The organism is Paenibacillus sp. FSL H8-0048, from assembly GCF_038002825.1.
GTDB lineage: Bacteria > Bacillota > Bacilli > Paenibacillales > Paenibacillaceae > Paenibacillus_AQ.
In genome coordinates this window covers 5,296,363-5,309,053 of record NZ_JBBODF010000001.1, presented here as the reverse complement: position 1 = coordinate 5,309,053, position 12,691 = coordinate 5,296,363, and the positions used below count along the sequence as shown (strand labels likewise).

General features: G+C 52.3%; 9 protein-coding genes. 3 read left to right on the top strand and 6 right to left on the bottom strand.

From position 1 onward, the window contains the following. The first annotated feature begins 141 nt into the window (after positions 1–141). Positions 142–1,020, top strand: a complete 879-nt coding sequence (rfbA, locus tag NSU18_RS22745; protein ID WP_341016313.1) for a glucose-1-phosphate thymidylyltransferase RfbA — start codon at positions 142–144, stop codon at positions 1,018–1,020. 21 nt (positions 1,021–1,041) lie between these two features. After that, positions 1,042–1,602: a dTDP-4-dehydrorhamnose 3,5-epimerase gene (gene rfbC, locus NSU18_RS22740; RefSeq protein WP_341150126.1), complete on the top strand. Its 561-nt coding sequence runs from the start codon at positions 1,042–1,044 to the stop codon at positions 1,600–1,602. A 93-nt stretch (positions 1,603–1,695) separates the two neighbouring features. On the opposite strand, the gene NSU18_RS22735 is transcribed toward rfbC, so the two are convergent. From NSU18_RS22735 to gmd, 4 genes are all read right to left on the bottom strand, one after another. Further along, positions 1,696–3,660 carry a stalk domain-containing protein gene (locus NSU18_RS22735; protein WP_341016310.1) on the bottom strand — a complete coding sequence of 655 codons (1,965 nt, stop codon included), beginning with the start codon at positions 3,658–3,660 and terminating at the stop codon, positions 1,696–1,698. After that, complete coding sequence (locus NSU18_RS22730; RefSeq protein ID WP_445321821.1) at positions 3,641–4,822, bottom strand: S1C family serine protease; 1,182 nt, start codon at positions 4,820–4,822, stop codon at positions 3,641–3,643. The genes NSU18_RS22735 and NSU18_RS22730 overlap by 20 nt, the downstream gene beginning before the upstream one ends. Before the next feature lie 131 nt (positions 4,823–4,953). Further along, positions 4,954–5,163, bottom strand: a complete 210-nt coding sequence (locus NSU18_RS22725) for a hypothetical protein (RefSeq protein ID WP_036721132.1) — start codon at positions 5,161–5,163, stop codon at positions 4,954–4,956. A 347-nt stretch (positions 5,164–5,510) separates the two neighbouring features. Beyond that, positions 5,511–6,500, bottom strand: a complete 990-nt coding sequence (gmd, locus tag NSU18_RS22720; protein ID WP_341150125.1) for a GDP-mannose 4,6-dehydratase — start codon at positions 6,498–6,500, stop codon at positions 5,511–5,513. 181 nt (positions 6,501–6,681) lie between these two features. On the opposite strand from gmd, the gene NSU18_RS22715 reads away from it, so the two are divergent. Then, positions 6,682–6,921, top strand: a complete 240-nt coding sequence (locus NSU18_RS22715) for a DUF3977 family protein (protein ID WP_341016308.1) — start codon at positions 6,682–6,684, stop codon at positions 6,919–6,921. A gap of 445 nt (positions 6,922–7,366) precedes the next feature. On the opposite strand, the gene uvrA is transcribed toward NSU18_RS22715, so the two are convergent. Both uvrA and uvrB read right to left on the bottom strand, forming a co-directional pair. Then, positions 7,367–10,243, bottom strand: a complete 2,877-nt coding sequence (gene uvrA / locus NSU18_RS22710; RefSeq protein ID WP_341150124.1) for an excinuclease ABC subunit UvrA — start codon at positions 10,241–10,243, stop codon at positions 7,367–7,369. Positions 10,244–10,697: 454 nt separating this feature from the next. Further along, complete coding sequence (uvrB, locus tag NSU18_RS22705; RefSeq protein ID WP_341150123.1) at positions 10,698–12,689, bottom strand: excinuclease ABC subunit UvrB; 1,992 nt, start codon at positions 12,687–12,689, stop codon at positions 10,698–10,700. Positions 12,690–12,691: the final 2 nt, after the last annotated feature.

The window sequence follows — 12,691 nt, the reverse complement described above, 5'->3', positions numbered from 1 at the left end:
TCTTAAAATAGGCCAGGAGCTCCCGCTTTAATAGACAAATGAAGAAGAACCAGCGTAAAATATGAATAGAAAAGAATAAATACGTAAATGATCTCATCGTTCCCAAAATTTATATGCAGCAAAAGGAGAGTTGAAACAGTTATGAAAGGCATAATTCTTGCGGGAGGAAGCGGAACCCGGCTATACCCTCTCACAATGGTAACCAGCAAACAATTACTGCCGGTCTATGATAAACCCATGATCTATTATCCGCTGTCCACATTAATGCTGGCAGGCATCCGAGAAATTCTTATCATCTCTACCGCTGAAGACACACCGCGCTTTGAAAATTTACTCGGAGACGGCTCCCAGTTCGGAATCTCGTTGCAATACAAGGTACAGCCAAGTCCTGACGGGCTGGCGCAGGCTTTTATTCTGGGGGAAGACTTCATCGGGAAAGACTCCGTAGCCATGGTGCTCGGAGATAATATATATTACGGCAATGGAATGACTAGGATGTTGAAACAAGCTGCCGATAAAACAAGCGGAGCGACTGTATTCGGCTACCATGTTCCCGATCCCGAACGTTTTGGTGTGGTGGAATTTGACGAAGACGGCAAGGTCCTCAGCATCGAAGAGAAACCGGAGCATCCAAAATCCAATTATGCGGTTACCGGCCTTTATTTCTATGACAACCGGGTAATTTCTATTGCTAAGGAAGTCAAGCCGTCGCACCGCGGTGAGCTGGAAATCACTTCGATTAATGAAGCCTATCTGAAGCTGGGTGAGCTGGATGTTGCTCTGCTTGGACGCGGATTTACTTGGCTTGATACCGGAACCCACCAGAGTCTGGTGGATGCCACCAACTTCGTCAGAACGATTGAAGACCATCAAGGGATCAAAATCTCTGCACCCGAAGAAATCGCTTTCATTAATGGCTGGATCACCAAGGAACATCTCCTGGAATGCGGGCATAAGCTGAGCAAGACCGGATACGGCCAATATTTAATTAAGGTCGCTACAGGTAAAATCCAATTTTAAACCATAGAAAGAGTGGATACAATGAAGTTTATCAAAACCCATCTGGAGGATGTTCTTGTCGTTGAACCGGCAGTCTTCGGAGACCACCGTGGCTGGTTCATGGAGACCTACAGCGAGGCTAAATTCCATGAACAAGAGCTTCGGTATCAGTTCGTTCAAGACAATCAGTCTTATTCAGCTGTAAAAGGTACTCTACGTGGGCTTCACTTCCAGCTTAACCCGAAGGCACAGACCAAGCTTGTACGGTGTACACGCGGTTCGATCTTTGATGTAGCTGTGGATATCCGTCAAGGCAGTCCTTCCTACGGCAAGTGGTATGGCATTGAACTCAATGCCGAGAATAAGAAACAGCTGCTCATCCCCAAAGGGTTCGCCCACGGCTTCATGACACTAACGGAGGATGTCGAGGTCCAGTACAAATGCGATGAGCTGTACGCACCCGAATGTGACGGCGGAATTCTTTGGAATGACCCCGATATTGCCATTGAATGGCCGATCGATGTAATTCCTGTACTGTCTGCTAAGGATGAACAAGCACCGCTGTTAAAGGATGTAAAGCATAATTTTGTTTATCAGGCTTAAGTAAAAATATTATTCGTTTGTTACAAAAAAACCGTCCCAGCTGATCAGCAGCTGGGACGGTTTTTTTCATATACTCCTACTCGTATTCTCCCCCTACTCCCCCACCCACCCAAACGACCCCAGCACCCGCTCCAGCACCGCCTGCTGGCTCGCCGTGGCGTTGGCGGTGTTCAGTGTGACAGTGAGCGTATAAACCACATCGTTGCGGCTGAAGACGATGATCTTCGTGCCCACCGGGATGCCGCTCTTGGTCTGCTCAACAGTGAGTATCGTGGCCGGCATACCGGCGAAGGTAGTTTCTGTGACGCTTTTTACCTGTGGTCCCTTAGGGTCTTGCTTGGTGTTCTGGTAATAGCTCTGCAGCTGGCCGATGGCATATTCCGGCGTAACCTCGGGGCTGGCGTAGAGCTGGAACCGGCCGCCGGTGAAGCGGTATTCCACACTCTGGCTCTCAAACAGATCCTGAACCGGGCTCCAGAGCCGCGGAATCTCAAGCTTATAGCCGTAGGTTTTGGAAATCTTGGTGACCGAATTCTGGCTGAGCTGGTTATAATCCTCTGACGCCAGGCGTCCGAAGTTGCTCTTGGTCTGGGCAAAATCAATATCGACCGAGTTCAGCACCTCTGTGAAGCGCGCCTGATCACTACTCTGCCCCGGCCCGGAAGCCGCAACATATTCAAAATAATAACGGTACCCGTTCTTCAGCAGCAAAATCTGGTATTCGGTGCTCCACCCGCTGCCCGGGTTAAGCCCGATCTCATTGATCAGCACCGGCTCACCGGAGACCTTGCCCGCTACGCTGTCCTTCAAGGTGTAAGCCTCAGCCACATAGGTGTCACGGAGCTGAGAACGCAGTTCCTCGTTCCAGCTTGCCAGCGTGGAGCCCGCAGGGGCGGAGCTTACTTTTACACGCAGATAACTTCCTTGCTTGCCTGCATAGTAGAGCTGCTGGTCATCTGCACTCCAGTCGGCAGGGACCTTAAGTGCAATCCCGTAATCATCGTTGTAGCCTGCGCGCAGGCCGTTGCGGATGGTGGAGAGATCGCGGATGCTCCGGTCGGATGCGTCAAAAGAGGGCTGAAACGAATTCAGCAGCGCCGCGTATTTGCCCAAGTCCTTATAATTCGCTGCATTATCATCTGTCAGATAGATCTCATACAGCCTGCCTCCGGCATAATATTGCCTGCCCTCCCAGAGCGCGCCGCTCGAATCCTTGCTCACAGTCCGGGCGTAAGGAACCTTGGCCTTAGACACAGCCTCCCGGTCGAGCACAATCTCCCCGCCCTCTTCCGAAGAGCGGACCAGATTCTCCAGCAGCCCTTCGGGATCAAGCGGAACGGCCAGCGGCGAAGCATGCACCTCCAGATAGTAACCGTTCTCTGCACTTGTAAAAGTCGCTACGCTCTCATTCCCTCCGCTGTCGCCTACCACCAGCCCTGGCGGATAGTTCATGCTCCACTCCAGATAACTGTTGCCGATCCGGGTTTTGCCGGCGTCACTGTCGATCCCGCTCTGCGCTAGAGCGTCTACTGCTGCTACCGGAGAAGATAGCGTAACCAGTACTCCTCCACCCTCCGCCGGAGCCATCCGCGCGCCGAGCACTTCAGCCACGAATCTCAGCGGCACCATCAGCACACCGGATACCATACGCGGGGGCGCGGCGAGCTTGATTTTGACGCCATCCTTCCAGGCAGTCGTACTGCCTATCGTCATCGCACCGGTATGCGGCCCGTACATAATCTTCACCACATCATCGCCTTGCAGGGAGACGGTGCTGCCGAAGGCTTTTTTGAAAATCCCCAGCGGGACCAGCAGCGTTCCATTCTCCGAAAAAGGCTTCGGGATCGTGACCGGCTTCCCGTTAACCGTTGCAGAAGCACTGCCCGCTTGAAGACTAAGCTGTAGCAGAGCACCCTCCGCCGCCTGGGCCTTTCCCACAGGAAATAGGCTGAGCAGCAACAAAAGGACTACAATAACAGTCACTCCGCGCCGTAGTTGTCCCGCCCTGCTTCCCGGCACGGCTGTATCTGCCGCCTCCTCACTCTGTCGTCTGATCATCGGTCTCCTCCTCCGTCTTAGCGGCGCTCACCAGAGGATCACCTTGTCCAAGAACAAGGCTTCTGGCCACGATATCGCCGTCACTCTGCATCAGCAGCTTGACCACTGCCCCCGGCTTGTACTGTCTGAATAACTCATTAACATCGACAAGTGAGGTTACCCGGTGTCCGTCTATGGCGTACAGTGCATCCCCCGCCGTAATTCCTGCCTTGCGTGCTTCTGCCGTAAGCACCTTTGTCACCGTCAAGGGCTCCTGCCCCGGCAGTCCGACAATCACGGGCCAGCTCTCCTCAAGCTCCACTCCAAGGCTCGGACGCCGCACCTCTCCATATTGGAGCAGCTGATTCATGATGTACTTCACCGTATCTGCGGGAATCGAGAAGCCCATATTCTCCACACCCACAGCTGCGAACTTCATACTGTTGACCCCGAGTACCTCCCCCTTCATATTGACCAGCGGTCCTCCGCTGTTGCCGGGATTGATCGCCGTATCGCTCTGGATCAGCCGGTACGCCGCATCCACCGAACGGTTGAGACCGCTGATTACGCCTACAGTAGCCGAATTTCTCAAGGAAAAAGAGATCGGCGTCCCAATCGCTATCACCTTCTCCCCTACCTGAAGCTTGGCGGCGCTACCCGCGAAGGTTGCGGGCTTTAAGGCTTTGGCTTTGATTTTGACCAATGCAAGATCACTGAATTCATCCGAGTATGTATCTGTGATGTTATAGCTTGTCCCGTCTGAGGTGACCACTACTGCCTTCTCCAGCCCTGCCATCACATGAGCATTGGTAATGATCCATCCGTCTGCTCTGACGATAATGCCGGAGCCGTGGGTCAGATTGTAGCGGTCATCCGGCCCGCCGGTTTCTCCGCCCGCTTTGCCGATAATGCCGACAACAGACGGCGAGACTCTGCTTATGATCTGCGGAACCGGGTCTGCTGCTGCGGGCTGGCTCCATTGCCCCTTGCTCTCCTTTTGCACAATACCTGCTTGTCCGGCCTTCATTACGTTGACAGCCGCGCCTCTCTCAGCCGCTACTGTCCCGCTGTAGACCGCCCCATGAACAACACCGGCTGGACTTACGAATCCCGACAATACCCATAGCATCGTGCCCAGCAGTACCACCCTGCCCCGGGCTGTCCCGCTCCTCCCCATTCCCATGGCTCTCCCCTTCTTTCCTGCGCTGGAAGCATATAAATTCTTATCTTTAAAAAAAGACGCCTTTAGGATCGCCGCTGGCGGTAAAGGTGTCTTTAAGATGAGCTTGCCTCTGAGGTTATGTGTGCCTTACTCTAGCTGAACCAGTTCATAATCATTGCATAATCGGATACCACAAAAACCAGCAGGCTTACCACTGCAAAACCGATGGCAAATTTGTTCTTCTGCGGAGCTCTAAGCAGCCGGACCACACCGATAAGTATCAGGATCGTGAATACAATCATAAACGCATCGAAGGTATGAAATTTAGACGGTTCTTGCGCGGCAGCTTCTGCAAGCAGCATGGCAATCCCTCCCTGAGAGTGTTGTCAAGCAAGTTGCTCTAATCCATATCACCTTCTATGTTATCGTTACCATTTCCGTCACGCAATAGAAATATTTTAAAAACGGCGTATTTGTCACAAAAAATATTCCTCATGGCAAAACTCCGCCTCGGATTGGCGATATTTATCATTGACCGCTGTTGTATCTTTAGTTTTCAATGAGCCCATCCACCTCAATCCAGCCAACAGCTGCTGCTATCCATTCAACGTAAAAGCTTCTCACTAGAATATTACGGCAGACATGCTGTAGATATGCCTGTTTGGACTCGGTGGATTGGGTGGACTTGTCGGACCTCAGTACCACAAAATCACACTATTTTAACACCTTTAATTAAATCCTCATTAATGAGCGCTAAATCGCTATCCACCATCATCTTGATCAATTGTTCAAATGTAACCTCCCGTTCCCAACCCAGCTTTTCTTTAGCCTTGGAGCAATCCCCAAGCAGTAGATCCACTTCAGCAGGTCTAACAAATCTCTGGTCAACCACAACATAATCTTTCCAATCCAATCCTACATGCGTAAATGCAATATCTACAAGCTCTTCAATCGTATGCGTCTCCGCAGTCGAGATTACGAAATCATCCGCTTTATCCTGCTGAAGCATCAGCCACATCGCTTTAACATAATCGCCTGCGAAGCCCCAGTCTCTTTTGGCATCCAGATTCCCCATCCGGAGTTCGGTTTGCAGACCCAGCTTAATTCTCGCAACAGCATCAGACACTTTACGGGTTACAAATTCAATGCCACGGCGTGGCGATTCATGATTGAACAAGATTCCAGAGCAAGCAAACATGTTATAGCTTTCTCTATAGTTAACAGTAATCCAGTGACCATAAACTTTAGCTACACCATATGGACTTCGTGGATAAAATGGGGTCGTTTCTTTCTGAGGTGTTGCTAACACCTTACCAAACATTTCACTGCTTGAGGCTTGATAAAATTTAGCATCCGGTTTAGTCAAACGCACCGCCTCGAGCAAATGGGTAACACCCATTCCGGTAGCTTGGGCAGTTGCAACGGGTTGAACCCAGGAGGTTGCTACGAAAGACTGGGCGGCCAGGTTATAGACTTCATCCGGATCTGAAATGTTCACCGCTCTCATCAGTGACCCCAGATCCAGCAAATCCCCCTCAATAAATTCGATTTCATTCTTTAGATGTCCGATGTTATCCATAATTGGTATACTCGTTCTGCGGCGCAAACCAAATACTTTATATCCTTTTGACAAGAGAAGCTCTGCCAAATAAGATCCATCTTGTCCTGTAATCCCTGTAATTAGTGCATGCTTTGTCATTTTACGATCTCCTTTTTCAAAGGTAATTGAGCTTACTCATACCTATTAACAAAGCCTGACTAATATGTCTAAGCGCTTTCTTGTCCAGTATCCTTACAAAGCAGACTCATTGACGAGAATACACACGCCTGCTCCGAATCCATCTCGGGACTCATTATTAAGAAAGAACGGTGACTACTCCTTGAAATACATCGAATTTGGAATCGGAAATACGTGGTGGGTGCGAACAGAGATTGAACAGCCGGATGGCACGGAGGTCGAAATACAGGGTATCGTCCGGCCAATTATCTTCCGTTCCTGTTACATTCGCGTCTGGATCGGAAGAACCGTCTGGATTGCAGACTCACGGGAAGGATTCAAACGGGGATTTAAAGCATCCCGCCGGTTCAAAATCATCTTGGGCATCCGCAGTGAGCTGTAGCGGGGAGCTGATACTATAAATTGCTGATTGGGCAAAATTACTGCTTCGTGTGTTTTTGCTTACCGCCGTAGTGGGAGTGCGAGGGATATTCAGTGGAATTCGTACATTTATTTTGGCGAAACCCTTGCAATTATGATCAATAGCTGGAAAAACAACACTTCTTTAGTCCAATTTTCGCAGAATCTACAGAGTTCCATGGAGAGAAGTGGACTTTTTCCAACTCCGTTCGTTCAACACACCGTTCAGGCAGTATTAAGTGCCTTATTTCCAATTACGTCCGCTCTACAACTTAGAGACTCAATCGAGAGCGTTCTGACTCCCCAAAACGTATGAAGCTTGTGAAACCTGCCGCAATTTCAAAAACACCCCTTGCCTCTCCTGTAAAAAGAGATAAGGGGTGTTTGGGTTAATGAAGTTATTAGGTTTTGTACTGCTCTTCCTGCACTTACACCATCTCAGAAGCCTGCAGTTCCATAGCCTGCGTACGTTCCGTATCACGGATCAGGACCGGCTTCAGGTAGCGGCCAGTGTAGGATTCTTCAACGCTAATCAGCTTCTCCGGTGTTCCGGTAGCAAGGACGGTACCGCCGCCGCTGCCGCCTTCCGGTCCCATATCGATGATATAGTCGGCTGTCTTGATGACATCGAGATTATGCTCGATGACCAGCACCGATTCACCGGAATCGACCAGGCGGTGCAGCACCTCAAGCAGACGGCCGATATCATCGACATGCAGGCCGGTTGTCGGCTCATCCAGGATATAGAGCGTCTTGCCGGTGCTGCGGCGGTACAGCTCGGAGGCCAGCTTCACACGCTGGGCCTCACCGCCGGACAGTGTGGTTCCCGGCTGCCCGATGTTGATGTAGCCTAGGCCTACATCCAGTAAGGTCTGCATTTTACGGTGAATCTTCGGAATATTCTTGAAGAACTCCGTGGCATCCTCCACCGTCATCTCCAGCACATCCGAGATATTCTTGCCTTTATATTTCACTTCCAGCGTCTCGCGGTTATACCGTTTGCCTTTGCAGACTTCACAAGGTACGTAGACATCCGGCAGGAAGTGCATCTCAATCTTGATAATGCCGTCTCCACGGCATGCCTCACAGCGGCCGCCCTTCACATTGAAGCTGAAGCGCCCCTTCTGGAAGCCGCGCACCTTGGCCTCGTTCGTCTTGGAGAACAGATCACGGATATCATCGAACACGCCTGTGTACGTAGCCGGATTGGAGCGCGGAGTACGTCCAATGGGGGACTGGTCAATCTCGATGACCTTGTCCAGATTCTCCAGGCCGCGGATTTCTTTGTGCAAGCCGGGACGGACCTTGACCGCCTTGTTAAGCTGGCGGGCCAGACTCTTGTAGAGGATCTCGTTGATGAGCGAAGATTTGCCGGAGCCGGATACCCCGGTTACTGCTGTGAAGACGCCGAGTGGAATTTTTACATTCACATTCTTCAGGTTATTCTCCTTCGCTCCACGGATCTCGATCCAGCGCTCATTATCGGTTGGCCGCCGCTTCGAAGTCACCGGGATGAACTTGCGTCCGCTCAAGTACTCACCGGTCAGAGAACCGGGGTCCTTCATAATCTCCTCCGGGGTCCCTTGGGCGATGACCTGGCCACCGTGCTTCCCGGCACCCGGTCCAATGTCGATGATATAGTCAGCCGCCATCATGGTATCCTCATCATGCTCAACGACGATAAGCGTGTTACCCAGGTCGCGCATATGGGCCAGCGTAGCAATCAGGCGGTCATTGTCCCGCTGATGCAGGCCGATACTTGGCTCATCCAGAATATAAAGGACACCCATCAGACTGGAGCCGATCTGGGTAGCCAGCCTGATGCGCTGGGCTTCCCCGCCGGATAACGAACCCGCTGCCCGGCTAAGGGTCAGGTAGTTGAGCCCCACATTCACCAGGAAGCCGAGCCGGCTGCTGATTTCCTTGAGAATCAGATGGGCAATTGCTGTTTCTTTCTCGCTAAGCTGGAGATCTGCGAAGAAGTCCAGGCAATCCCCAATCGACAGATCCGTCACATTCGCAACATTCCGCTCGTTGATGGTCACCGCCAGAATCTCTTTCTTAAGCCGCTTGCCCTTACATGAATGGCAGGGCTTGGCGCTCATGAAGCCTTCAATGAACTCACGGATTCCTTCGGAAGCTGTATCGCGGTACCGGCGCTCCAGATTAGGAATGATTCCTTCAAAAGCAACCAGGGCGTCTTTGCGCTGGCCGAAGTCGTTCTCATACCGGAAGCGGATCTTCTCACTGCCCGTTCCATGCAGCAGCTTGTTCATCTGCTCCGGGGAGAGGCTGCTAACCGGTACATTCTGCGGGATCTTGAAATGCTCGCACACCGATTTCAGGAACTGCGGATAGTAGTTCGATGTACTGCCTGTCCAGGCCAGGAAAGCTCCTTCTTCAATGGACTTCTCCATATCCGGGATCAGCAGATCGGGATCGACTACCATATTCATCCCCAGCCCGTCACACTCAGGGCAAGCCCCAAATGGACTGTTGAAGGAGAACATGCGCGGCGCCAGCTCTTCTATGCTGAATCCGCAGACAGGACAAGCGAAGCTGGCACTGAACAGCAGCTCTTCCTGGCCCATCACATCAACGAGAATCTGACCACCGGAAAGCTTCAGCGCAGTTTCCAAGGAATCGGTAAGCCGGGTCTCGATGTCATCCTTAATTACAATCCGGTCAACAACAACCTCAATCGTATGCTTCTTATTCTTTTCCAGTACAATGTCTTCCGTCACTTCGCGCAGTTCACCGTCCACACGTACACGGACGAAGCCTTGCTTCGAGATATCTGTGAACAGACCCTTATGCTCACCCTTACGGCCGGAAATGACCGGGGCCAGAATCTGCAGCCGGGTCTTCTCCGGGTATTGCATAATCCGGTCCACCATCTGTTCAACGGTCTGGGAAGTGATCTCTATGCCATGATCCGGACAATGCGGATGGCCGATCCGGGCAAAGAGCAGCCGCAGATAGTCATAGATTTCGGTAACCGTCCCAACCGTGGAACGCGGGTTACGGCTAGTCGTCTTCTGGTCAATTGATATGGCCGGAGAGAGTCCGTCGATGGAATCCACATCCGGCTTCTCCATTTGGCCCAGGAACTGGCGGGCATAGGCAGACAAAGACTCCACATACCGGCGTTGTCCCTCGGCGTAGATGGTGTCGAAGGCCAGGGAGGATTTACCCGAACCGCTCAGTCCCGTTAGCACGACGAAGCGGTCACGCGGAATCGTTACGTCGATGTTCTTGAGATTATGGGCCCTTGCGCCCTTGATTACTATACTTTCATGTGCCAACGGTACCTCTCCTTTAAGGGGAATTTAAAATGGAAAAACATTTTGGGAAAATATTTTCGATCCCTCCCAAACCCTCCCTTCCAAGGGAGGGCCCCAAGGGTTGCACCCTCTGGACACCCGCAAGCTCGGCGGAAGGAATTAGGTTGGTGAATGGACGGCTACTGGGGCAATGGGCCCGCTAACCCCTACGGGGCCGCTCCTACGATTAGAGCGATTCGGCTCACTGTGGCTTGCCGACAACGCTGTCCCTTCGGGATACGCGCTAAGAAATTAACTGCGGGCTGTTCCTGCGGAATGCGCAAAGGGCTTCAACTGCACGCCGTCCCTCCGGGATACGCGCTAAGGGCTTAACTGCACGCTGTCCCTCCGGGATGCGCAAGGGCGTGGCCCCTTTATCTTCAAAAGGAACGGCCTGAGTAGCGCCGTTCCCTGGATCGTTAACTTCAGCGCCGGGTTACTCTGCCCGCAATTCAAGCAAGGCATCGCGCAGTTCGGCGGCGCGTTCGAATTGCAGGTTCTTGGCGGCGTCCTTCATCTCGGCCTCCAGACGCTGCATCAGGCTCTGCTTGTCTTTCTTGTTCAGCTTGCCGCCGACACCGGTGAGGTAATCAGCCTTGGACTCGGCCACCTTAGTCGCCTCGATGATATCGCGCACCTTCTTGTTGATGGTCGTCGGGGTAATCCCGTGCTTCTCATTATGAGCGATCTGAATCTCACGGCGGCGCTGGGTCTCGCTCATCGCCTTCTCCATGGAGTCGGTGATGCGGTCGCCGTACATAATGACCCGGCCCTCCGAGTTACGGGCGGCACGGCCGATCGTCTGGATCAGCGAACGCTCGGAACGGAGGAAGCCTTCCTTATCAGCATCCAGAATCGCGACCAGCGACACCTCAGGCAGGTCAAGACCCTCTCTGAGCAGGTTAATACCGACCAGCACGTGGAAGGTACCCAGACGGAGATCACGCAGGATCGCCATCCGCTCCAGCGTCTTGATATCGGAGTGCATATAACGTACCTTGATACCAATCTCCTTGAAGTAATCCGTCAGGTCCTCAGACATCTTCTTCGTTAGAGTGGTTACGAGTACACGCTCATCGCGTTCTACCCGGTCACGGATTTCGCTAATCAGATCATCGATCTGTCCTTCGGTTGGACGCACTTCAATGATCGGGTCAAGCAGACCGGTAGGACGGATAATCTGCTGAACCATAGTATCGCAATGCTCCATCTCATAAGGCCCCGGTGTTGCGGACACATATACAATCTGACTCACCTTGTCTTCGAATTCCTCGAATTGCAGCGGACGGTTATCCAGCGCAGACGGCAGGCGGAAGCCGTGCTCCACCAGGACGGTCTTCCGCGCACGGTCACCGTTATACATCGCCCGGATCTGCGGCAGCGTCACATGGGACTCGTCAATCACAATCAGCATGTCATCCGGGAAATAGTCCATCAATGTGTAAGGAGTCGCTCCCGGCTCCCGGAAGGTAAGCGGACCGGAATAGTTCTCGATCCCCGAGCAGAAGCCGACTTCCTTCATCATCTCGATATCATAACGGGTCCGTTGCTCCAGCCGCTGCGCCTCCAGCAGCTTGCCTGCTTCGCGGAGTACAGCCAGCCGCTCCTCCAGCTCACGCTCAATATTGACCAGCGCTACACGCATCGTCTCTTCCTGGGTTACGAAGTGAGACGCCGGGAAAATCGCGATATGATCGCGTTCGCCGATCAGCTCGCCTGTCAGAACATCAATCTCCGTAATCCGTTCGATCTCGTCTCCGAACAGCTCTACCCGGATCGCATGCTCGCCCTGGGATGCCGGGAAGATCTCAACGACATCCCCGCGCACACGGAACGTACCACGCACGAAATTAATATCATTACGCTGATACTGGATATCTACGAGCCGGCTCAGAATCTGATTGCGCGGCTTCTCCATCCCTACACGCAGAGAGAGCAGCAAGCTTCCGTATTCCTGCGGCGAACCGAGACCATAAATACAGGACACACTCGCCACAATAATAACGTCACGGCGTTCGAACAGTGAGCTGGTTGCCGAGTGGCGGAGCTTGTCGATTTCTTCATTTATGCTGGAGTCTTTCTCAATGTAGGTATCGGAGGAAGGAATGTACGCCTCTGGCTGGTAGTAATCGTAGTAACTGACGAAGTAATCCACGGAATTGCTCGGAAAAAATTCTTTGAACTCACTCGCCAGCTGCGCAGCAAGCGTCTTATTGTGCGCAATGACCAGCGTCGGGCGGTTCAACTTGGAAATCACTTGTGCGATGGTAAAGGTCTTGCCTGTACCTGTCGCTCCCAGCAGCGTCTGGTGCTTCTTGCCCTGCCGGATGCCGTCCAATAACTCTTCTATGGCATGAGGCTGATCGCCCTGGGGTGTATACTCGGACTCCAGTGCAAAAGTCTTCGTACTGACGACAATATCACTCATTT

Excerpts from the sequence above, each read along its gene's own strand:
- rfbA (WP_341016313.1), top strand. The coding sequence starts at position 142 with ATGAAAGGCATAATTCTTGCGGGAGGAAGCGGAACCCGGCTATACCCT.
- rfbC (WP_341150126.1), top strand. The coding sequence starts at position 1,042 with ATGAAGTTTATCAAAACCCATCTGGAGGATGTTCTTGTCGTTGAACCG.
- NSU18_RS22735 (WP_341016310.1), bottom strand. The coding sequence starts at position 3,660 with ATGATCAGACGACAGAGTGAGGAGGCGGCAGATACAGCCGTGCCGGGA.
- NSU18_RS22730 (WP_445321821.1), bottom strand. The coding sequence starts at position 4,822 with ATGGGAATGGGGAGGAGCGGGACAGCCCGGGGCAGGGTGGTACTGCTG.
- NSU18_RS22725 (WP_036721132.1), bottom strand. The coding sequence starts at position 5,163 with ATGCTGCTTGCAGAAGCTGCCGCGCAAGAACCGTCTAAATTTCATACC.
- gmd (WP_341150125.1), bottom strand. The coding sequence starts at position 6,500 with ATGACAAAGCATGCACTAATTACAGGGATTACAGGACAAGATGGATCT.
- uvrB (WP_341150123.1), bottom strand. The coding sequence starts at position 12,689 with ATGAGTGATATTGTCGTCAGTACGAAGACTTTTGCACTGGAGTCCGAG.